General features: G+C 51.0%; 17 protein-coding genes. 4 read left to right on the top strand and 13 right to left on the bottom strand.

What is annotated here, in order from left to right; translation table 11 throughout:
* The 8 genes from TH61_RS01915 to TH61_RS01875 form a co-directional block, all read right to left on the bottom strand.
* Entirely contained in the window at positions 1-735 is a 735-nt protein-coding gene (locus tag TH61_RS01915) for an ABC transporter ATP-binding protein (RefSeq protein WP_066505145.1), read from the bottom strand.
* Positions 736-745: 10 nt separating this feature from the next.
* The gene (locus tag TH61_RS01910) at positions 746-3,781 is read right to left on the bottom strand and encodes a hypothetical protein (protein WP_066505143.1); all 3,036 of its coding nucleotides are present in this window, start codon (positions 3,779-3,781) and stop codon (positions 746-748) included.
* Positions 3,782-3,786: 5 nt separating this feature from the next.
* Positions 3,787-4,074, bottom strand: coding sequence for an Asp-tRNA(Asn)/Glu-tRNA(Gln) amidotransferase subunit GatC (gene gatC, locus TH61_RS01905; protein WP_066505141.1), 288 nt, complete (start codon positions 4,072-4,074; stop codon positions 3,787-3,789).
* Complete coding sequence (locus TH61_RS01900; protein WP_071887755.1) at positions 4,022-4,816, bottom strand: 1-acyl-sn-glycerol-3-phosphate acyltransferase; 795 nt, start codon at positions 4,814-4,816, stop codon at positions 4,022-4,024. The genes gatC and TH61_RS01900 overlap by 53 nt, the downstream gene beginning before the upstream one ends.
* Positions 4,817-4,947: 131 nt before the next feature.
* Complete coding sequence (locus tag TH61_RS01895) at positions 4,948-5,517, bottom strand: NUDIX hydrolase (protein ID WP_066505139.1); 570 nt, start codon at positions 5,515-5,517, stop codon at positions 4,948-4,950.
* Positions 5,518-5,592: 75 nt separating this feature from the next.
* Positions 5,593-5,973: a hypothetical protein gene (locus TH61_RS01890; protein WP_066505137.1), complete on the bottom strand. Its 381-nt coding sequence runs from the start codon at positions 5,971-5,973 to the stop codon at positions 5,593-5,595.
* Between the two features lie 110 nt (positions 5,974-6,083).
* The gene (gene bshA, locus TH61_RS01885; RefSeq protein ID WP_066505135.1) at positions 6,084-7,223 is read right to left on the bottom strand and encodes an N-acetyl-alpha-D-glucosaminyl L-malate synthase BshA; all 1,140 of its coding nucleotides are present in this window, start codon (positions 7,221-7,223) and stop codon (positions 6,084-6,086) included.
* 526 nt (positions 7,224-7,749) lie between these two features.
* Positions 7,750-10,701 (bottom strand): glycoside hydrolase family 3 N-terminal domain-containing protein, encoded by a 2,952-nt coding sequence (locus TH61_RS01875; protein WP_071887754.1) that lies wholly within the window; start codon positions 10,699-10,701, stop codon positions 7,750-7,752.
* A gap of 383 nt (positions 10,702-11,084) precedes the next feature.
* Here TH61_RS01875 and mutL point away from each other — a divergent pair, with 383 nt between their 5' ends.
* The 3 genes from mutL to TH61_RS01860 are packed head-to-tail and all read left to right on the top strand — an operon-like array spanning position 11,085 to position 14,662.
* Positions 11,085-12,926 (top strand): DNA mismatch repair endonuclease MutL, encoded by a 1,842-nt coding sequence (mutL, locus tag TH61_RS01870; RefSeq protein ID WP_066505130.1) that lies wholly within the window; start codon positions 11,085-11,087, stop codon positions 12,924-12,926.
* 23 nt (positions 12,927-12,949) lie between these two features.
* The gene (locus TH61_RS01865) at positions 12,950-13,732 is read left to right on the top strand and encodes a rhomboid family intramembrane serine protease (protein ID WP_066505127.1); all 783 of its coding nucleotides are present in this window, start codon (positions 12,950-12,952) and stop codon (positions 13,730-13,732) included.
* Positions 13,733-13,735: 3 nt separating this feature from the next.
* Complete coding sequence (locus tag TH61_RS01860) at positions 13,736-14,662, top strand: rhomboid family intramembrane serine protease (RefSeq protein ID WP_066505125.1); 927 nt, start codon at positions 13,736-13,738, stop codon at positions 14,660-14,662.
* Positions 14,663-14,794: 132 nt separating this feature from the next.
* Here the strand turns inward: TH61_RS01860 and TH61_RS01855 are convergent, their stop codons facing one another.
* From TH61_RS01855 to tilS, 5 genes are all read right to left on the bottom strand, one after another.
* Entirely contained in the window at positions 14,795-15,697 is a 903-nt protein-coding gene (locus TH61_RS01855; protein WP_066505124.1) for an SPFH domain-containing protein, read from the bottom strand.
* 65 nt (positions 15,698-15,762) lie between these two features.
* Positions 15,763-16,233 carry an NfeD family protein gene (locus TH61_RS01850; RefSeq protein WP_066505123.1) on the bottom strand — a complete coding sequence of 157 codons (471 nt, stop codon included), beginning with the start codon at positions 16,231-16,233 and terminating at the stop codon, positions 15,763-15,765.
* A gap of 207 nt (positions 16,234-16,440) precedes the next feature.
* Positions 16,441-17,379: a malate dehydrogenase gene (mdh, locus tag TH61_RS01845; protein ID WP_066505121.1), complete on the bottom strand. Its 939-nt coding sequence runs from the start codon at positions 17,377-17,379 to the stop codon at positions 16,441-16,443.
* Between the two features lie 156 nt (positions 17,380-17,535).
* Positions 17,536-18,189, bottom strand: a complete 654-nt coding sequence (locus tag TH61_RS01840) for a DUF4279 domain-containing protein (protein WP_066505120.1) — start codon at positions 18,187-18,189, stop codon at positions 17,536-17,538.
* Positions 18,190-18,219: 30 nt separating this feature from the next.
* The gene (gene tilS / locus TH61_RS01835) at positions 18,220-19,551 is read right to left on the bottom strand and encodes a tRNA lysidine(34) synthetase TilS (protein WP_066505111.1); all 1,332 of its coding nucleotides are present in this window, start codon (positions 19,549-19,551) and stop codon (positions 18,220-18,222) included.
* 196 nt (positions 19,552-19,747) lie between these two features.
* Here tilS and TH61_RS01830 point away from each other — a divergent pair, with 196 nt between their 5' ends.
* Complete coding sequence (locus tag TH61_RS01830) at positions 19,748-21,349, top strand: OstA-like protein (RefSeq protein WP_066505109.1); 1,602 nt, start codon at positions 19,748-19,750, stop codon at positions 21,347-21,349.
* Positions 21,350-21,411 lie beyond the last annotated feature (62 nt).

Raw genomic sequence — 21,411 nt, 5'->3', positions numbered from 1 at the left:
CTAAATAGATGCGTTGTGCGCGGTGGCCTGCAGATGCGGGATCGTCACGTTTTCATTGATGAGGTCAGACTCAATCAGACCATCGCGCAGGCGTACAATGCGGTGCGCGTAATGGGCGATGTCGTCCTCGTGGGTAACCATGATAATGGTGTGGCCTTTGGCGTACAGGTTCTCAAACAGCTCCATGATCTCATAAGAGGTTTTGGAGTCAAGGTTACCCGTTGGCTCATCTGCCAGCAGAATACTAGGATCGTTCACCAAGGCGCGGGCAATGGCCACGCGTTGGCGCTGACCACCTGACAGCTCATTGGGCTTGTGTTTGGCTCTGGTATCCAGACCAACGCTTCTTAGAGCCTCCATGGCTCTTTCTTCGCGCTCAGATTTGCTGTAACCGGCATACACCAACGGCAAGGCCACGTTCTCTAAAGAAGAGGACCTGGGTAGCAAGTTGAACGTCTGAAACACAAAGCCAATCTCTCTGTTACGCACCGTGGCCAGCTCATTGTCCACCATGTTGCTCACATCCTTGCCGTTGAGAATGTAGGTACCGCTGGTGGGCGTGTCTAAGCAGCCAATGATGTTCATGAGCGTGGACTTACCAGACCCCGAAGGTCCCATAAACGCCACGTACTCGCCTTTCTGAATCTCAATGGAAATAGACCTAAGGGCATGGATGGTTTCGGTGCCCATCTGGTACATGCGCGAGATCTCATTGGTTTGAATGATGGTGCTCATAGGTTGGTCCTTATTGCCACCCTTGGCTCAGGGAATCACTGGCCTGCAAGTGGGCGTCTATTTCTCTTTTAAAGGTAAGGTATTCCGTAGGACTAACCAAAGGCTGTAACCCTTCCAACCCCTGCAAGGCGTAGTCTTTGAATCCTTGTTTAAGGGCCTCTTTGATGTAGGCTTTGCGCAAGGTGATGGACTGCGGATTGTAAGAGACTGCTTCTAGTAAAATGTCATACGCGCGTAATCCCTGCTTCTGGGCACTGAAGAAAGACGCTGCGGTCAATTGGCCTGCCTCATGCCCCGGCGCCTTCTGTGAAAGCTGGTTGTAGAGATTAGTCGCTTGCTTGGTCTGTTTATTACGCCGGGCCGTCAAAGCCTGGTAATAAAGTTTGGTGCCTACGTGCTGCGGTGCGAAATACATTTTAGGGAGCTGTTCCTCTAACCCTTGCCACGCCTGGGCTTTGTACCACAATTGGGCCTGCAAACCGGTCGCCTCTGACTTCAACACGTTCTTTGGGAAGTTGGCCGGGAAGTGCGTGTTCAATTGATTTTGCGCCGCTACCAGGTTGTTCTCCTGAAGGTAGCGTGCCACCAAGGGTAGGGCTGCTACCGGAGCCAAGGCGGACGTGGTAATCTGTTGGGCCACTTTCTCGACGTCGGCTATAGGTAACTGAGAGGCCTTCAATTGCAAGAACCTTACTTTCAAAGAGTCTGGGGCGGTAGTGGCTTGTTCTGGGGTGAGCTGGGTGGCAATGGCCAGGTTGGTGGCCGCTTTCTGTTGGCTGGCATTTGGAAACGCATTGGCTGGTTGCAGGGCAATCTGGGCCGCCAACTCATGGTTTCCGTTCAAGGCGTGGGCAATGACCGCGTGCAAGTGCGCATCTTTATAGCCTGCCTGACGCGCTTCCTCAAAGTAATTAGCCGCCAGTGGGTAGAGCTTTGACTGTAGCATCCACTGTCCCAAGATGTCATAATAGTAGCCGGCAACGCCTTCGCTGGCCGTAGCTAATTGGGTGAGCGTTCTCTTAGCCTCCTGCGATTGACCCTGGCGTTGCTGTAAAATGCCTTTCAAGAGAAGCAAGTCATCTGCATAGGACTGGTTTACCTCTTGTCGTAACAGTTGGCTGATGGTTGAAATAGCAGACGTGTCTGCTTTCACGGTTGTCACCAAGTTTTTCAGGTAAAAACCGGCAAAGCTTTGCGTTGTCAAGACACTATCCTGCAACGTAGGTGGCAAAGTGGCAGGCGTTGGCTCATTTAATATATAAGAAATAGCCAGCTTGTTGGTAAGCAGAGGGCTGTAATCTCCGTCATATTTGGCGGCAAACTCCTTGGCCTGGGCTGCGAAGTTATGGCGTAGCAGGAACGCCAATTGGTTGGCCTGCACCACCTCGGGGTCCTGGGCGTGGGTCAAGGCTAAATCTAAATACTGCGCCGCCGAATCCTGAAAGGTTGTAGTCCCATACAGCAGGGCCATGTTGTTGAGCAGCGGGCCGTTCTCCGGAAACGCTTTTACGCCGTCCCTTAATAGTTGCAGGTGGGCAAATAAGTCGGCCTGGTCGGTCATCAAATCTGCGTAGCGCAGGTAATGCGTGGGCGCCGGCGTGTTTTCCATGAGGGTCTCCAATTGCCTCAGCTCCAAGGTGCGCATGCCTCCTTGGTGATACATATCCACTAAAGAAACACGAGCGCGCTGACTGGTGCGGCTTCGGTCGGCGGCCTCGGTGTAATATTGTTCAGCCAGCAAAGGCAAGGCCTCCGTTTGGCGGTACAAATCTCCCAGATAGGTATAATAGCCGCCCATGGCCTGGTTCTGCACCGCGTAACTGGAGTGCAAGAGCAACACCACCATAATCACGGTGCCCATCAGGTAAACTGTGTAGTACTGCAAGCGCTTCGGTTCATAAACCACTTTGTACACGCGCAACTTTTGCTTGATCAAGGGCCCGAAGTTTACTACCACATACAGCAGGAACGGTATACCGTAGGCCAGGTGCGTTAGGATAACCAGGTTTTTATAGGCGTTCAGAGTGGCGTCATTAGCCAACAGATAGGCATAGCCTATGTTCAGGAAGGTCAGCAAAGCCAGCACCAGGTAAATAGGAGCAGCCTCGGTGTCAAACCGCAAAAACCGACTATAGTGCACTTGCCGTTGGCGAAGGCCCCAGAATCCCATAAAAGCAGAGCAAAGCAGAATCAAGAAGGGATGCAGTAAGACCAAATCCAGATCCAGGATGCGGCGTTGCTTTAAGTACAGCAGCAACAAGTTGCCCAGGTACAGCACACTGATGAGCAGAAACTGCGGCAGGCCAAAGCGGCGGTTAGGGTTTTGAGCCTGCGTGTTGAACCACAACAAACCGTGCAGGTTCTCATAGCCCACCAAGATCATAAACAGCAAAGAGGCCACTATGCTTCCCAGCGTGCTATAATTGACCAAATGCATGGCCGTTAAATCAGAGGAGAACGGCGAGGCATAAAAAATAGCTGTGCCTAAACCCAACACCAACAGCGTAAAGACTAGAAACCGTTGGGTAAACGAAAACTGCGGCAGAAAGGAGTGAAACAGGTAGCTGGCGCCGCCCAATACGCCCAGCGTGATCAATAGCAGCGTGCGACCGGTCTCTGAGAAGATGCCCAGCAAGTCCAGGTTAAAGGTAGAAAGCCACAGCATGCCCAGGCCAACGGCCACGTAAAATGGGAGCCGTTTAAGCGAGCTGATGAGCGTCCAGAAAAAGGTGAGGGAAATGGCCAAACCGGCCAATACCGTCCAGACCGCCCAGATGGGCAGTTGCATGGCGCCCACGGTGTAGCGCTCAGAGACCAGGTAGGCGTTTACTTCAATCCTGATGGGCGTGAGCAGGGGAGAGGCCTCGTCCAAATGCGCCTCGGCAGGGAAAAGCTCGGCCTGTCTTTCTAAGGGGAAAACCAGCTGGTCTCCTTTATAAAATCCGTAGATGCCCAAACCAATAGCCGCCAGAACGGCACCCAACAGTAAAAGATAAAGGGCACGTCGGCCCCCATCTAAGTTTTTCCAGAAAGAAAGAAATGTCATCTAGCCTATTCCATCACTTTAGGAACCCTGAAATAGTCTGAGTCTTTGCGCGGCGCCAGACGCAGGGCGTCTTCATGGCTCACGGTGTTCTGGGCCACGTCTTCGCGCAGCACGTTCACTTCCTCAGACATGTGCACCAGCGGCTCTACGTTGGCGGTGTCCAGTTGGCGCAGTTGGTCTACCCAGTCCAGGATCTCATTTAAACCTTTGAGCATTTCCTGCTCTTTGGTCTCATCAAACTCAAGCCGGGCTAAGTGCGCTAACTGACGGAGTGTCTCTATATTGGTACTCATGGTTCTTGGCGTGTAATGCTTCTTGAATAATGGAAAAGGTCTGCTGCTTCAAAAATTCTACATCTTGCAGCGTCAGGCCCTCGGTAGGGATAGGTCTGTGAATGGTCATCTCCAGACGATGGTACCGGATGATCAGTTTCCCCTTCACGTCTGGCAGAAAGAGATGATTGTATGGCATGGAAATGGGCACCAGCGGCACCTGCTTCTCAATGGCTAATTTAAACGGTCCGTCCTTAAACGGCAGCAACTCCTTGCCCGCTTCCTCAGAGATGGTCCCCTCCGGGAAGATCACCACGCTGCGGCCCGCCTCCAAACTTTTCTTGCTTGAGATGTAGGCTTTGGCGCTGCTCACGGCGCTTTTCCTGTCTACTGATATGTACAGCCGGTCATAGATCAGGCCCCACAGCGGCACCTTGGTCAAAGACTTCTTGCCCACAAAGTTGAGGAAGCCCGGAATGGCCGCCAACAGCATGGGAATGTCAATGAACGAACTATGGTTGGGCGCAAAAACGTAGTTCTGCTTTGGGTCCAGGAACTCCTGACCGCGTACTTTAACGGGCATTAGGTACATACGCAGCTGCACTTTTGACCAGAGACGGTTCAAGGTATGGCCGTGGCGGTACCACTGCGGCTTGGAGACAAACAGCCTGAAAAGCGGATAGGACGTGATAAATGGCAGCACAAACCATGTGGTACACCACACAGAGTAAGCTTTCTTTCCGGTTTTCTTTAGCCAGTTCATCTTTTCAAAATTACAAATAATTTAAAACTTACCACGCACTCTGTTTCCATCGGCCGTTTTTGGCCTGTTTTCTAGGAATCAGGTCGAAAACGAAACAGCCCGTTCTCAGAATTAGTGCTAAACCAAGTAAATTATTTGTTTTGCCGGGCTGCCAAAACGCGTTCCGCCTTAAGCAAACCCGCCACCGAAATGACATCAGTAATTTCCTCGTTCATCACCATTTCTATCGCTTCACGAAGGGGAAGAATCCAAATTTTGAGGTCCTCAGTTTCTTCAAAGTCAGGTTCTCCAATTGTTAAGTTTTCAGCAATAAAGATAAAGCCCTCTTCGTCAGTTACCGAATTAGAGGTATGTACCCTGCCAATTCTAGTCCAAGTCATGGCGGTTAAGCCAGTTTCTTCCTTAAGTTCGCGTTGCGCAGATTCCAATACGTCCAGTTCAATTGGACCGCCCCCCATAGGAATCTCCCAAGAGTACTCATTTAATGCGTATCTATATTGACCAACAAGCCAAGTATTGCCATTCTCATCAATCGGAATAATTCCAATGGCTTTATTACGCATTGTGACGATGCCATAAATGCCTTTTCCTCCATTTGGATTGAGTACTTTATCCTCTCTGACACTAATCCAAGGGTTATTATATATATGTGTTGACTCTAACGTCGTCCAAGGGTTTTCTAAAGAATGTTCTGGCTTCAAGGGAAAGAAGTTTAATGAATTATAAGTTGTAAAGCACTTTTGACCTGATTTATCAATAATAAGCCAAAAACGAATTTAAGAGGACTTGGTAAATGCCGGCTTCTTTCTGCCCAGGTCTTTGTAGAAATAGAGGGCGTTTAATGCTGCGGCTGCCAAGAGGATAACATGCAGCATCTGCGTGGCGCCCTGGATGAACAGCTCATTGGCCAGCATCAAGCCGGTGCCCAGAATCAGCCACAGAAGCCAGAAGCCACCGCCGGGCAGTTTGGGCGTGAAAAGCTGTAAGAGCAAACCGTACACGTAATTGAGGAACACCGCCACCAGCAGGTAATCCAAGGGATACAGCCAGGCCACGCCCATGTCTCCCGCCTCAGAAAAAACGCCGAGGCCCAGCGTCACCACAAATTGCACCACGGCAATGATGCCTAAGTATTGACCTATTTTAAAGTTTTCCATTGCTTGAAAACTAAGAAGTTGAAATAGAAGCGTGTGTAGCCCTTCAGTTGCATAAGATACTCGTTTTTGGTCTATTTTCTCTAAAACAGGCCAAAAACGACTGCTTTACCTTAAACGTTGGTTCCTATTACTTCTTGTATGGCCTGCTGGTAGACCTCCTCGTACATGGGTACAATCTTGCTGATCTCAAACTCTTTGGCTCTGGCCAGCGCATTGGCTTTGAAGGTGGGCAGTTGGTCATCTTGTAACAAGAAGAGCGTGTTTTTGACCATGTCTTTCACGTCGCCTACTTTGCTTACAAAACCCGTTACGCCATGAATATTCAACTCTGGCAAACCGCCCGCGTTGGAAGAAATCACGGGCACTTCACAGGCCATGGCCTCTAAGGCGGCTAGTCCAAAGCTCTCTTTCTCAGAAGGCATCAAGAAGACATCGGCTACGGAAAGTAATTCTTCTACGGCCTCCAGCTTGCCTAGAAAGCGCACGTCCTGGCAGATGCCCAGTTTGCGGCACAGGTTCTCCATTTTTGGGCGCTCGGGGCCATCACCTACCAAAAGCAGTTTACTAGGGATCACTTGGCGTACTTTAGAGAAGATTTTGATGATGTCCCCAATGCGTTTCACGCCCCTGAAGTTGGACGTGTGTACCAGCAGTTTCTCGCCAAACGGCGCGATGGCCGCCTTAAAGTGATCTTTCCGCTGCTTCTGGAACCGCTCAATGTTCACGAAGTTGGGAATCACCACAATGTCCTTGGTGATGGGGAAGTGTTTGTAGGTTTCCGTCTTCAAGTCCTCAGATACAGAGGTCACGGCGTCTGACTGGTTGATGCTGAAGGTCACTACCGGCTCATAGGAGGCGTCTTTTCCTACCAGCGTGATGTCCGTACCATGTAAGGTGGTGATGACCGGTATCTGTATGCCTTTAGTTTTGAGGATCTGCTTGGCCATGTACGCCGCTGAGGCGTGCGGAATAGCATAGTGCACGTGCAGTACGTCTAGCTTTTCATACTGTACAATGTCCACCATCTTGCTGGCCAGGGCCAACTCATACGGCGGATACTGGAACAGGGGGTAGGCCGGAATGTTCACCTCGTGGTAAAACAGGTTCTCGTTGAAGAACTCTAACCGCGCAGGCTGGCTATAGGTGATGAAATGTATCTTATGACCCTTTTGGGCCAGGGCTTTCCCAAGTTCGGTGGCGACTACTCCGCTACCACCAAACGTAGGGTAGCACACTATTCCTATCTTCATTTGTTGTTGCTATGTGGCTGCATAAACATATCTATTTGCCTTATGCCATTGTGGTCTTGTGCAACAAGGCCTCCTGTCAAAAAACAGTCAAAACACTTCATGTAAAACAATTTCCAAAACAAGGCTCTACCGCCAGTATACGTGGCATTTGCCAGAGAGACCAGCAAGCACCACCGTTGAAACAAAAGTAAGGGAATGTGGATGTATGCTGCTATGTAATTGATAAAATCTGATGGTTTACTCAGAGAAAGGGGCAAAGAAAATTCACGTATCTTCATCATCTCCTAAAACTCTAAGCTTCTACCCTGATTCTTATGCCTTTCCTGAAAATTAAACTAAAACATTAGGTCATTGCCATAGCATGCACTGCCTTGGGTTTGGTTGTCGCTTTTCTTCTGAAGTACTGTTACAATTTATTGTTCGGCTGAGGTTCTACCTCAGCCCACAAATTAAAAAGGAGGACCTAATAAGGTTCTCCTTTTTAATGCTGTTTCTATAAATAAAACCCCAATCTAGGTATAGCTGATTACGGTTTAGGTTCTAACGATTGATAGACCACGTCATGAATACGCGTCCGGATGTTGTATTTCAACAGTTTTGTGTTCTCAGCGTCTGGATGCACGCGGTTAGAGAGGAAGATATAAATGATGTTGTTCTCTGGGTCAATCCAGGCGCCAGTACCAGTAAAACCCGTATGCCCGAAGGTGCTGTTAGGCGCCATCTCTGAAGTAGGGCCGTTTCCGTCTGGGTCTGCCTTGTCCCAGCCAATGGCGCGGCGGCTGTTATCACTGCCACTCTGCGCAAACTCCGTCACCACCGGCGTCCTGAAATACTGCTGACCACCGTAGTTCCCGTTCTGCAAGTCCATCTGCAATAAAATGGCCAAGTCATTGGCATTGGAGAACAAACCCGCGTGACCGGCTACCCCACCCAGCATAGCGGCGCCTTCATCATGCACGGTACCTTGTAACAACGTTTTTCTAAAGGTGCTGTCCTTAGCGGTAGGGGCAATCTGCTCTTTTAAGAAGCGTTGCAATGGGTTAAACGTCAGGCTATGCGCGCCCAGCGGGGCATAAAAGTTCTGCTCCATGAAATCAGGCATGGTCTGGTTAAGCAGGCGCTCGGCAATGCGCTTCATCAAATGCAAGCCCAAGTCTGAGTAGCGGTACTCAAACTTGCCATTGCCCACGCGCTGGCCCACTAGCTCAGACTTCACAATCCAAGTCCACACTGAATCTTCCAGCCGTTTGCTGGCAAACAGGCCGTTGGCCACTATGTTCGGGTACGCCTCCGATCTTACCGAGTCATAGTACATGGGATTCGGCTGGCCGTTCAATAAGGTCTTCTTCCAGAAAGGAATGTAGGCCTGCAAACCCGACTGGTGCAACAGCACATCCCGTATGGTCAAGTTGGCCTTGTTAGAGCCTTTCAATTCAGGTAGATATGTTACTAGTCTATCGTCTAATTTCAATTGGCCCTGGTCTTTCAGGAACATGACGGCTTGCAACGTGGCGGCTACCTTGGTGATAGAGGCGAGGTCAAAGATGGTTTTCTCGGTGACCGGCTGGGTTTTGTCATAGGTATAATGGCCGTAGGCTTTGTCCAGCACCACCGTGCCGTCCTTCACCACCAGCACCTGGCAACCCGGCGTGGCCGCGTAGGCAATGGCTTCTAGCGCTATGTTGTCAATCTGCTTGAGAATAGCGGAGTTCATCCCCACACTCTCAGGCAGGGAATATTTTAATCTATTTAAGGCAGGCGTAGAAACACCCATACCGGCTTTCAGTTTAGGCGAAGCCGTCACCGGTAGGCGTCCGTTGGCGGGCAGGGCTCCGAACAGAATCTGCGGCACCACGCGCTGCACCACTTCATTGTCTTCAAAACCGCACACCAGCCAATCACTGTCCTCAAAGCTTCTCAGGCCATAGGCATTGCCCATCACCACCACTATCACCTTCTTGGTGGAGTCCTTCTGCAAAGCTTTGACAAAGTTGACGGCGTTGGTGCCCAAGCCAAAATTGCGGGTTGGCGTGTTGGAAAGATCATGCAAGGTCACCACCACCACGTCCGCGCTGTCCAGGTTCTTGCGCACGGCACTGTACACGCTGTCTGGGGCAAAGCGGCTGCTCACCGAGAATTTCTTGAAAGGCGCATATTTCTCTAAGGTACGCGTGAAGTGGTTGTTGAAGCCCTCGCCAATAGAGACAGAGGCAAACTGCACCGTGTCCAGCACCCTGAAGGGTAACAGGTTATCTTTGTTAGACACCACCGTCACCGCCTGCTCATACAACTGCTGTTGCAGTACCATGCTGGCAGGGCCGCTCAAGTCCTTGGATAGGTTCTCCAGGTCAATGGGTTTGTACTGGTTCAGGCCGGCCCAGTACTTGGCGTGCAAAATTTTACGCACCCGAATCTCAATCTCCTGCTGAGTGATCTGCCCGTTCTCCACTGCCTGCTGAATCATGGCCATGGCCTTGGGCACGTCTTCAGAGAACAAGAGCACGTCATTACCCGCCATGAAGGCCAGAGCATCCACTTCGCCGGGCTTGTGGTAGCGGGTCACGCCTTTCATGTTGAGCGCGTCTGTGAACACCAGCCCGTCATACTGCATCTGGCCTTTTAACAAGTCGCGCACCAGGTACGGAGACAAGGTAGCGGCGCGGTTGGCAATAGAATCCAGCTTAGGAATGTATAAATGCGCCACCATCACGCCCATCACGCCAGCGTCAAAAGAGCGTCTGAAGGGGTACAACTCCACCTCGGTGAGGCGGGCCATATCATGGGTCAGGACGGGTAAGGCAAAATGCGAGTCGGCGTCTGTGTCGCCGTGGCCAGGAAAGTGCTTTGCCACCGCAATAATGCCATGGTCCTGTAAGCCTTTGATATAGGCAATGCCGCGCTGGGTCACCTGCTCCTTGCTTTCGCCGAAGGACCGGATGCCAATCACGGGGTTTTTAGGATTGCTGTTGACGTCAATCACCGGGGAGAAATTGACATGAATGCCCAGACGTTTTAGTTTGAGGGCAATCTCGCGGCCCATCATGTACACGTAGTGGTCATCTGGCAGGGCGCCCAGGGTCATCTGGCGGGCGAAGTGCATGCTGCTATCTAGGCGCATGTCCAGGCCCCACTCGGCGTCCATAGCCACCAGCAAGGGTACTTTGGCCAGGCTTTGGTATTTGTTGGTGAGTTTGGCTTGGCGCACCGGTCCTCCCTGCATGAACATGACGCCGCCAATCCCATATTGGCTCACCAATTGTTCAATTTCGCGCACATGGGTCTGGCCGCTGTTGGAGTAGGCCGCCACCATGAACAACTGCCCCAGTTTCTGCTGGGGGGTAAGAGATTGGTACACACTATCTACCCAACGCTGCTCCTGCAGGCTGATGTTGCCGCGGCCCGCCGGTCCAAAACCAGACAAAGCCCACCAGGCGCACATCACCACTGCCGTCAGCGCGAGGCTATATTTCTTCAGCATTTCACAACGCGTAATTTAAACTTTGATTAACTCTTACATTAGGCCTAATTTCGCAGAGAAATAAAAGCCAACGTACCGGGGCACAAAAAGGCGTTTTCAGGCTGATTTCTGGAAAACAGGCCAAAAACGCTTATTGTTTGCGCCGCCTCTCTAACGACAACGCCCTTCTTGCTATGGAACGAGGGCCCCCAAATTGGACCACCAACCCGTTAGAAGCAGAAGAGCGAAGCGAGAACAAAGGTACGGCGTACCGGTATCGCGAGTTGAGCTGGTAATATTACTCAAAAATTCGCTTTTGCGCGGCATAAACTTCAAAAATGCACAGCTAAAGCGCTCATTACGGCCTGCTTAGACGGGCCAATAGAACTACGCAGGGATTTTGTATGGCAGATATCATTCGTTTATTACCCGAGCATTTAGCCAACCAGATTGCCGCCGGTGAGGTAGTGCAACGGCCGGCCTCGGTGGTGAAGGAGTTGTTGGAGAACAGCGTAGACGCACAGAGTACTTCTGTGCAGTTAATCATCAAGGACGCGGGCAAGCAACTCATACAGGTGGTGGACGATGGCATTGGCATGTCTGAGACCGATGCCCGCATGTGCTTTGAGCGCCACGCCACCTCCAAGATTAAAACCACGGAGGACCTGTTCAGAATCAAGACCATGGGCTTTAGGGGAGAGGCCATGGCGTCTATTGCCGCCGTAGCCCAGGTAGAGATGAAGACCCGCGCCCGCGGCACCGAACTAGGCACCTGTCTTTCTGTAGAAGCCAATGAGGTCGTCAAACAAGAACCTGTGGCCATGTCTGAAGGCACCATCATCAGCGTGAAGAACCTTTTCTTCAACGTGCCGGCCCGCCGCAACTTTCTGAAAAGCAATCCCGTGGAGATGCGCCATATCTTGGACGAATTCCAACGCGTGGCCCTGGCCAACCCCGAGATTGCCTTCACGCTGTACCAGAACGAGGTGGAGGTGATGAACCTGCCCGCCGGCAAGCTGAGCCAGCGCATTGTGAGCATCTTTGGCCGCGAGTACAAAGAGCAGATGGCCTCTTGTGAGGAGACTACGCCGTTTTTGACGGTGCGCGGCTACATTGGCAAGCCCGAGTACGCCAAGAAAAGCCGGGGCGAACAGTTCTTCTTCGTAAACAACCGCTACATCAAGAGCCAGTACCTGAACCACGCCGTCTTGACGGCCTTTGAAGGCTTGTTGCCCAAAGACAGCTTCCCGTTTTACGTCTTATTCCTGGAAATCGCGCCAGAAACGATAGACATCAACGTGCATCCCACCAAGACCGAAATCAAGTTTGAGGACGAAAAGACGGTCTACGCCATTGTGCGCGCCGCCGTCAAGCAAAGCCTGGGCTTGCACAACATTGCGCCGTCCCTGGATTTTGGTGCTGATGTGAACTACATTCCCTTGCAACCCATGAAGTTTCCGGCCTCCATGGACTTTGACACCTCGCCAGCTAAGGCTCCTAGCGCTTCTTCGGCTCCAGCGCCCAGGCCTACCACCTATGCCAGCAAAGCCACTATGGGGGATAGGGACGAAAGCTTTTTCAAACCGGCGGCTCTGCGGGAAATCTCCAGAACCGAAAACCAACCGGAAAACCGACTGTTTACAGAAGAGGAGAACCCGGCGGTAAGTGTGAGCGTGACAGGCGGCTCTAAAACTTTACAACTGCATCAGAAGTATTTGATGGTGCAGGTGAAGAGCGGCTTGCTAATGGTGGACCAGCAGGCGGCGCAGGAGCGTATCTTGTTTGAGAAGTACAGTCAGGCCTTGGGCAAGCGGAGCGGGGCGTCGCAGCAGTTGCTGTTCCCGCAGACGGTGCACCTTTCGCCGGCAGACTATTCTTTGATTATGGAGCTGGCAGAGGAGTTTAACGCGCTGGGCTTTGTGTTCAGTGAGTTTGGCCAGAACACCATTGTTGTGAACGGCATCCCCGCCGAGGTGCCGTTGCGCGACGAGCGGGAACTGATTGAGGGCCTGCTGGAACAATATAAGAACAACCTTTCCTCGTTAAAGGTAGACCGGCAGGAGAACCTGGCGCGGGCCATGGCCAAACGCGTGGCCTCCCGTTTAACGGGCCGACTGTCTGACCAGGAGATGAACGCCTTGGTAGACCAGCTGTTTGCCTGCCAAGTGCCCAATTACACGCCTAGCGGCCAAAAGACGCTGGTGATTTTACAGATGGAGCAGCTGCAAGATTTGTTCCTTAAATAGAAGTAGACCTTAACCTAGAATCTATGCCTCCTATCACCCCGGTGGTGCGCGTCCTGCTTATTTTGAATGTGCTCATCTTCTTTGTGGGCCAGAGCGCTGAAGTTTTTGTCTTTCAGAATTTTGCACTGCATGACATTCGCTCAGAGTATTTTCAGGCGCACCAGGTCCTGACGCACATGTTCCTGCATGGCAGTTTCATGCACCTGTTCAGTAACATGCTGAGTTTGTTCTTCTTTGGGCCCATGCTAGAGCATTACTGGGGCGGCAAGCGGTTTGCCATTTTCTACTTGGTAACTGGGATTGGCGCCAGCATTCTATATTCTGTCGTGCGGTACGTAGAGATCAGCCAGATTCAGGAAATGGTGGTGGCCTTCATGCAAAACCCTGATCCGGTGGACCTGCGCAAGATCCTGGACAGCTTGGTAGGCAACAATTACAACGTGGATTTCATCCTGCAACTGAAGCGCAACCCGGACAACGTAGCCATGATTGCAGAGGCGAAGGAAACGGTACAGCAGCTCTTTCAGCGTACCTTGAATAGCCCTATGCTAGGGGCTTCTGGGGCGGTGTTTGGGATATTGATGGCCTTTGGCATGCTCTTCCCGAACACGGAATTGATGTTGTTGTTTTTTCCTATTCCCATCAAGGCTAAGTATTTCGTATTCCTGTATGGGGCGTATGAGTTATATGCCGGGGTGCAACGCGCGCCCGGCGACAACGTAGCACATTTTGCGCACCTGGGCGGAATGCTCTTCGCGTTCATCCTGCTTAAACTGTGGCAACGCAACCGTACCACCTTCTACTAAACTATGACCAGCATTTTTGACGATATCCGTTCCTCGTTCAGTAGGGGGAACAACGCCTTGCACCAGCTCATTGCCATCAACGTGGTAGTGTTTGCAGTGCTGGTGATTCTGCGCACCATCATGACCATGAGCGGTTCTGGGGCTACGTTTACGTACCTCATTACCTTCCTGAGCGTGTCCTCTAACCTGGATATTTTCATCTGGCGGCCTTGGACCCTCTTTACCTATTTCTTTACGCACCTAGAGTTTCTGCACATCATCTTTAACATGCTTAACCTGTACTGGTTTGGGATGCTGGTGCGCGAATACCTGGGAGATAAGCGTCTGGTAAACCTGTATGTGCTGGGTGGCTTGGTGGGCGGCTTGTTCTATCTCTTGACCTACAATACCATCCCGTACCTACAAGTACGCGCCGACAATTCCTTGATGATGGGTGCCTCTGGGAGTGTGATTGCCATCATGGTTGCTGCGGCTACCTTGTTGCCCAATTATACCTTTAATCTGCTGCTGTTCGGGCCTATACGTATCAAGTACATTGCCGCGGTAATGGTGTTGCTGTCCATCTCAGGTGCTACCGGCGGAAACGCGGGCGGTAACATTGCCCACTTGGGCGGCGCTCTATTAGGCTTTCTGTACATCAAGCAATTACAAAGCGGGACAGATTTAGGAAGACCCGTGCAGGCAGTGCTGGATTTCTTTAGAGGACTTTTTGCCCGCCGAAGCCCCTTGAAAGTAGCCTACAAGAATCCCAACAGACCGTTCTCCGCGCCCTCCTCTGCTTCTACCACCAACCCAGTTGCTGGATTCTCAGGAAGCACCACGCCCAGCGAGGATGAGATCAACATGATTCTGGATAAAATCTCCAACTCGGGTTATGAAAGCCTGACCAAGGAAGAGAAGCAGAAACTGTTCAGAGCCAGCCAGAAGTAGTTTAATTGCTAATTGTTGTTCCTTAAGTATTGCATAAAAGCAGAGGCCCCGCTAAACTTACTTAGCGGGGCCTCTGCTTTTATGAATGTTCTGTTTTTGGCCTGTTTTCTAGAAAATAGCCCGAAAACGGAATTAAGCTTTTCCTACGGTGCCAGAGTTCTTCAACATTTCGCCAATGGCGCCAATGCTGCCCATGGTTTCAACGGCGGTGGTAGGGATGAAGATTTTGTTGGCAGGACCCATGGCAATCTTCTCCAGTGCCTCAAAGGATTTGTAGGTTAAGACGCGCTCGTCCAGACCGCCTTCAATCAGCAACTGGATGCGTCTTTTCTCGGCTTCGGCTACGTCTGAGATAGCGCGGGCCTCACCCAAAGCCTGAAGTTCCACAGAGGCGCGGTCGCCTTCGGCCCGCAGGATTTTACTGGTCTTGTCCCCTTCGGCGCGAAGGATCATGTCTTGTTTTGCGGCCTCGGCCTCTAAGATGATGGCGCGGCGGTTCCGCTCGGCTTTCATTTGCTTGTCCATGGCCTCCTGTATGTCCAACGGCGGCTTAATGTCAATTACCTCCACGCGCTCAATGCGGACGCCCCATTTCTCGGTGGCCTCGTCCAGGGCGGTTCTAATCTCAGCGGAGATGCGCTCCCGTCCAGAAAGGGTCTCGTCCAATTCAAGGTTGCCAATGATTTGCCGCATGGTGGCGGTGGTGATGTTACGCACCCCCAGCACGTAGTCAAAGATGCCGTAGGTGGCCTGCTCTGGACCTACCACTTGGTAAAACACGATGGTGTCAATGAGCACCTGTACGTTGTCGCGGGTAATCACGCTCTGGGGCGGTACGTTGGTCTGCTGAATGCGCAAGTCATGGTACACCCGCACGCGGTCAATGATGGGAATAAATAGGTTCAAACCCGGATGCATCAGCCTTTGAAACTTACCCAGCCGCTCCACTACAGCCACGCGCTGTTGCTGGATGATGCGGATGGACATTGCCATGAGAATGATGACGGCGGCCAGAATAATGAGAGAGGTGGTCATAGTTTTATCAAGGGTGTAGTATAGGTGGAAAGGGATATGGGTTACTTTACTTTGAGAAATGGTATCTACCAGACAGACTCCTGCCGAGGCTGGTTTTGTGAGTTTTCTACCAGCGGCTGGACCTGCAAAACGGTACTGCTCTGACTAATAATCAAGACCTGCTGGCCCGGGGAAAGATTCTCCTGCGCGCTAGCCGACCACATGTCATTGCCAACTTTCACAATGCCCAGACGGGTAGGGGTGACGGGTTCCACAATTTCGCCTACGCGGTTCACCATGAACTGGGCCGGGTCCTGAAAACCTTTGGCCTGACGGGCACGCGCAGTGAGCGGCTTGGTGAAGACAATAAGCAACACGCCGGTGATGCTGGCGGCCAACGGCGGAAGCCAGTATTCCCCTGGGAAGAAGTACGCCAATACGGCTGCCACCATGGCGGCAATCCCCAGCCACAGCAGGTAAAAACTGACCGTGAACATTTCCCCTACTATGAGCAGGATGCCGGCCACAAACCACAACCACCAAAGTGAAATATCCATTGCTTTCAAGTTTATGTCAGTAATATACAAAAAGTTAGAGGCCTTTCAAAGGATTTGGACGGGTTTGACACGGGTCAATGTGCAGACCTTTAGCCATTACTTGCACCTCGTTTTTAGCCTGTTTTCCAGGATATAGACTGAAAACGGCGCAAACAAAAAGCCCGACCTTATGGGTCGGGCTTTTCAATATGATTAAGATGTGGATGCTTATGCGTTAACTGGCATGTTGTCCAGAACGTCCATCACCTCGCGTACGGCTTTCTCAGAGGCTTTCAACAAGGCCATTTCTTCTTCGTTCAACTGAAGCTCAATCACCTTCTCTACGCCGTTCTTGCCTAAGATTACTGGTACACCTAAATACGTGCCGGTGATGCCGTATTCGCCTTCTAGTTTAATACAAACCGGGAATACGCGCTTCTGGTCACGTACAATGGCTTCTACCATCTGGGCAGCGGCAGAACCTGGTGCGTACCAGGCAGACGTACCCATCAGTTTCACCAACTCGCCACCACCGTTCTTGGTGCGGTCTACAATGGCGTCTAGTTTAGCTGGGTCAATCAGTTCGGTTACCGGGATGCCACCAACCGTGGTGTATCTTGGAAGTGGAACCATGGTATCACCGTGGCCACCCATCAACACCGCTTGGATGTCTTTTGGAGACACGTTCAATTCTTCGGCTAAGAAAGCACGGTAACGAGCCGTATCCAGGATACCGGCCATACCCATCACTTTGGTGCGAGGCAGTTTAGAAGTCAAGTGCGCCGCGTAGGTCATCACGTCTAGTGGGTTAGACACCACAATGATGATAGCCTCTGGCGAGTGCTTGATGATGTTTTCGGTTACAGAACGTACGATGCCCGCGTTGGTGCTGATCAAGTCGTCACGGGTCATGCCGGGCTTGCGGGGCAAACCTGAAGTAATCACCACCACGTCTGAATTGGCCGTGCGGGTGTAGTCATTGGTAACGCCCACGGTGCGGGTGTCATACAGGTTGATAGGGGACTTCTGCCAGATATCCAGCGCCTTGCCTTCGGCAAAACCTTCTTTGATATCCACTAACACTACTTCATTGGCGATTTCGCGGTAAGCCAATACGTCTGCGCACGTAGCGCCCACGTTACCAGCTCCAACAACGGTTACTTTCATTCTATTTATGTTTGGTTAGACGGTTATACTTATAATGTGGGTAAAATTAAACAAATGTCCGTTAGGTAGGCAAGGAATTGATTGTTAATTGTTGATTGCTAATTGTTGGTTGTCGTTTTTGGGCTGTTTTCTGGGAAAAAGGCTGAAAACGACTATTTATTCTTTAAAGGCATTTCCACTAGCATAAAGATCAAAATCTATAGAGAGATTTAGCATTTCCATTCTCTTAATGCTTGTGCTATCAATGTTCATTCCACCCAGCATGCCATTCCCATTGTGAAAATCCATTGCAACTGATATCCAGCCATTGGCTCTTTCAACCAAGGCACCGACACCGTCTTTGTCTTGCTCTAGAAAGTCAAGAAGGTTTCTAAGTTTATCTTCAAATTCGTCTGGCTCAGGGTTGGGCATGAACTCAATAGAACTGAATTTATAGGGTACATTTCCAGACTTGCTTAAATCACCTTTGCTCCATCCCTGCGTTGGGGACAAAGTTGTGAATGCTTTTAACTCATCAAGCGTGAATTGTTCAGAGGTTGCTTTGAAACGAACACGGTTAAAAGATTCCATTTCTACATTAGTCACGCATTTTTCCTTAAGGTCTACATTAACCGCGAAATGAAAGTATTCTCCATCCACTGGTATATAAACAATAGCCAAGCCAGATGCACCTTCTGCGTCTACTCTGTCAATTCTTATTTTGCCTTCAATAGTTACGGGTTGATGGATTTCCAAATACTGCTCTGTCACCCCAAGCGTCGGGTTCTGGAGTTCTTGCGTAGCTAGAAGGATAATTTCCTCTTCAGACATTTTTCTTTTACTGTCATTGACAATCAACAATCAATTTCTGGTAATCTTAATCTCCAGCACTTCCTGCGTGTCTGCGGTGACCTTGAAGCGGTTGTCCAGCTGTTGGCCAATGACCCAAGTAAGCGAGGCGTCTGACACCAATACCCATACATCCTGCTTAAGGTTGGCAGGCACTTTCTTATCAATGAGCAGGTCGCTTACTTTCTTCTTGCCGTTCATGCCCAGTGGAATAAACCAATCGCCTTGTTTCCAAACGCGCAGTTTTAGCGGGAATTTAAGGAGAGCCGCATCCAGGGCGGTGTGGTCTTTGCCTTTGGGAATTCTGTAGTCCTCGGGCTTGGGCTTGCGGGTGAAATGCGCGGTGTACGGCCCGAAACTGATGTTGGTAGTCTCCTCTGGGATGGTGATGCTACCGTAATGGGCCAGGTTCTTGGCGGTGATGACCAGGTCCTCGCGGTCTTTCACAAGTGTGTGCGACGGTGACGTAAAGGTCTTGCCGGCCTGGGCCTCAAACGCGCCGACAATCTCCTGCGTCTGGGCATAGGAGAAGTGGAAGGGCTTCAGGAATTCATGCAGGAGCACGGCTGGGGCGGGGCTTTCCTGCAGCGGGGCAATACGCAGGTAGGTGGCGCCGTTCTCCTCACGTTGCGTTTTTGCCTTCATTTCCAGAAAAGAGGCCAAAAACACTTTCTCGGCACCTTGCAGGCGTTCCAAGGTTTGGCTGAAGGTCTCGTCTAAATTGGGATTGAGTTGCTTGAGTACTGGGATTACCTCATGGCGCAAGAGGTTGCGGGAGTATTTAAGGCTTTCATTGGAGGAGTCTTCGCGCCAGGCTAGGCGCTTGGCCACCAGCCAGTCGTATAAATCATCTTTTGGGAAGCCTAGCAGGGGACGAATGATGTGGCCGTTTTTTGGCAAGATGCCGTGCAAGCCGGCTAAGCCAGTACCACGAACTAGGTTCATTAAGACGGTCTCCAGGGCGTCTGCCTGGTGATGGGCGGTGGCAATGACATCATAGCCCAGCTGCTGGCGCATCTGCTCAAACCACGTGTAACGCAGGGTACGGGCCGCCATCTGGATGGAAACGCCTTCCTGCTCGGCAAACGCCTCGGTCTGGAACTGCTCGCTGTAGAATGGCGCCTCGTAGGATTTAGCCAGTTTGCGTACAAACAATTCATCGGCGTCAGACTCCTCGCCGCGCAGCCCGAAGTTGCAGTGCAGAATGGCAATATTGTATTTGGCGCGATGCAGTAAATCTGCCAGCACCACGGAGTCCAGCCCGCCGCTCACAGCTACTAGAATCTTGGTGCCTTCGGTGGCCAGCTGGTGGTCTGTGATGTATTGTATAACTTTTGGAAGCATCCGTAAAAGAAAGTATAAAGTGGAGACACGGCAGATAAATGCTGGAGAAATAGAAACTGGCAGGAAGGAGTCTCCTTAAAACCACTTGGCAAAAGCCTTTAAAAAGCTAAGCTTGTAGCGGTTCTGTACCTTTTTCTATCACAAAAACGATTTATACGGCTGTTCTTAGTAATTTTGCTTGAATTAGAATTCATTGATGACGTTCACAAAGGTAGTTTTTGCTTCGCTAATTTCCCTGATAACTGTGGTGGGTGCCTTCGCGCAGGGCGGACAACCCGTGCAGGTGTCGGCTAATACGCTCCAAAAGGGCAAGTACAATGGGCAGGACGTGCGCCGTCTGCTGGGCAACGTGGTCATGAAACAAGGCACCACCACCCTCACCGCCGACTCAGCCTACCAGTATGAGGACGACGCCAACCGCTTGGAGGTGTTCAGTAACGTGCGCATTGTGCAGGAGAACATGAACGCCACCAGTGCCACGGCTAGCTATGACGGCACCAAGCGCATTGCCAACATGCGTGGCGGCGTAGTTTTACAGGACCAGGAAATGACCCTAACCACGCCTTCCTTAGATTACAACCTGGACGCCAAGCGTGCTTATTATACAGAGACTGGTAATATTGTGGGCGTGGATTATACCATCAAAAGTGCCATTGGCGCCTATCAGACCGAGAGTAAAACCCTTTCCTTCAAACGTAACATTGTGCTGGTGACCAAAGGCTCTGAGGTGCAGAGTGACACCATGAGCTACAACACCGTCTCGAAGATTGTGGAGTTCTTCGGGCCCACCACGGTTAAATCTCCGGACGGAACGCTGTACGCCACCCGCGGTACCTATAATACTGTGACCCGCGAGTCTAATTTCAGGGGAGGGGCCAGCATCAAGACGCCTGAATATTTAATCAAAGGCGAGATTTTAACCTACGATAAGCAACGCGAGTATTTCACGGCTACCCAGAAAGTATCCATGACCTCGTTCAAGAACAATACCGTCATTACCGGCGAGGTGGCCAAATACTGGCGCGCGCAGGGAAGGTCCAAGATTTACGGCTCTCCAGTGATGCGCAACATCATGAAGCAGGACACCATGTACCTGTCGGCAGATACGCTGTACTCGGTGGAGAACGTGAAGGACAAGACCAAGAAAGGCATTCTGTACGCCTATTACGGAGTGCGCATCTTCAAATCAGATTTGCAGGGCTTGAGTGATTCTGTGACATACAACCTCAACGATTCTACCATTTACATGAGTGGTAATCCCAAGTTGTGGGCTAATAAAAGCCAGTTGACGGCAGATAGTGTGGAGTTACAACTAGCCAACAACACGTTGCACCAAATGAGGCTCTTCGGGAATGCCTTTGCTATTTCTCAAGACACATTGGACAATTACAACCAGGTGAAGGGCCGCAAGATGCTGGGTCATTTCTTGGATGGCAAGCTGCGCCGCATAGACGTGAACGGGAACGGGGAGAGTATTTACTTTGCACTGCAGGGAGATACCTTGTTGACCGGCATGAACCGCGCCGTGTGCAGTGACATGCGCATGATGTTCCAGAATGGGCAGGTAGAGTCTATCACCTTCATCACAGATCCAGAAGCCAAACTGATTCCGCCGCATGAGTTAGCGGAGCCGGATAAACGTCTGATTGGATTTGTCTGGTTAGAGAAAGAGAAGCCTACCCGCGCCAAGGTTCTGGCCAAACGCGCGCCGGCTAAACCAAAACCGGCTGCCAAACCCAAAAAGAGCACGCCAACCCCCAAGCGTAAAAAAGCCCCTGCTGGACGAATAATAGGCTAAACGGCTAAATACTGAAAGCCTTAGGCAAGACGTTCTATTGGATATAAAAGATTTTAGTTATT

The sequence above is a fragment of the Rufibacter sp. DG15C genome (assembly GCF_001577755.1).
In the GTDB taxonomy this organism is placed as follows: Bacteria; Bacteroidota; Bacteroidia; order Cytophagales; family Hymenobacteraceae; genus Nibribacter.
Note: the sequence above shows the minus strand (reverse complement) of the source record. Positions and strands in the feature narration are given on the sequence as shown.

What these genes read in the sequence shown, in the direction of transcription:
- TH61_RS01855 (WP_066505124.1), bottom strand. Translation starts at nt 15,697, where the DNA reads ATGACCACCTCTCTCATTATTCTGGCCGCCGTCATCATTCTCATGGCA.
- tilS (WP_066505111.1), bottom strand. Translation starts at nt 19,551, where the DNA reads ATGCTTCCAAAAGTTATACAATACATCACAGACCACCAGCTGGCCACC.
- mutL (WP_066505130.1), top strand. Translation starts at nt 11,085, where the DNA reads ATGGCAGATATCATTCGTTTATTACCCGAGCATTTAGCCAACCAGATT.
- gatC (WP_066505141.1), bottom strand. Translation starts at nt 4,074, where the DNA reads ATGAGTACCAATATAGAGACACTCCGTCAGTTAGCGCACTTAGCCCGG.
- TH61_RS01915 (WP_066505145.1), bottom strand. Translation starts at nt 735, where the DNA reads ATGAGCACCATCATTCAAACCAATGAGATCTCGCGCATGTACCAGATG.
- bshA (WP_066505135.1), bottom strand. Translation starts at nt 7,223, where the DNA reads ATGAAGATAGGAATAGTGTGCTACCCTACGTTTGGTGGTAGCGGAGTA.
- TH61_RS01865 (WP_066505127.1), top strand. Translation starts at nt 12,950, where the DNA reads ATGCCTCCTATCACCCCGGTGGTGCGCGTCCTGCTTATTTTGAATGTG.
- TH61_RS01875 (WP_071887754.1), bottom strand. Translation starts at nt 10,701, where the DNA reads ATGCTGAAGAAATATAGCCTCGCGCTGACGGCAGTGGTGATGTGCGCC.
- TH61_RS01850 (WP_066505123.1), bottom strand. Translation starts at nt 16,233, where the DNA reads ATGGATATTTCACTTTGGTGGTTGTGGTTTGTGGCCGGCATCCTGCTC.
- TH61_RS01840 (WP_066505120.1), bottom strand. Translation starts at nt 18,189, where the DNA reads ATGTCTGAAGAGGAAATTATCCTTCTAGCTACGCAAGAACTCCAGAAC.
- TH61_RS01910 (WP_066505143.1), bottom strand. Translation starts at nt 3,781, where the DNA reads ATGACATTTCTTTCTTTCTGGAAAAACTTAGATGGGGGCCGACGTGCC.
- TH61_RS01830 (WP_066505109.1), top strand. Translation starts at nt 19,748, where the DNA reads ATGACGTTCACAAAGGTAGTTTTTGCTTCGCTAATTTCCCTGATAACT.
- TH61_RS01900 (WP_071887755.1), bottom strand. Translation starts at nt 4,816, where the DNA reads ATGAACTGGCTAAAGAAAACCGGAAAGAAAGCTTACTCTGTGTGGTGT.
- mdh (WP_066505121.1), bottom strand. Translation starts at nt 17,379, where the DNA reads ATGAAAGTAACCGTTGTTGGAGCTGGTAACGTGGGCGCTACGTGCGCA.
- TH61_RS01890 (WP_066505137.1), bottom strand. Translation starts at nt 5,973, where the DNA reads ATGGAAAACTTTAAAATAGGTCAATACTTAGGCATCATTGCCGTGGTG.
- TH61_RS01860 (WP_066505125.1), top strand. Translation starts at nt 13,736, where the DNA reads ATGACCAGCATTTTTGACGATATCCGTTCCTCGTTCAGTAGGGGGAAC.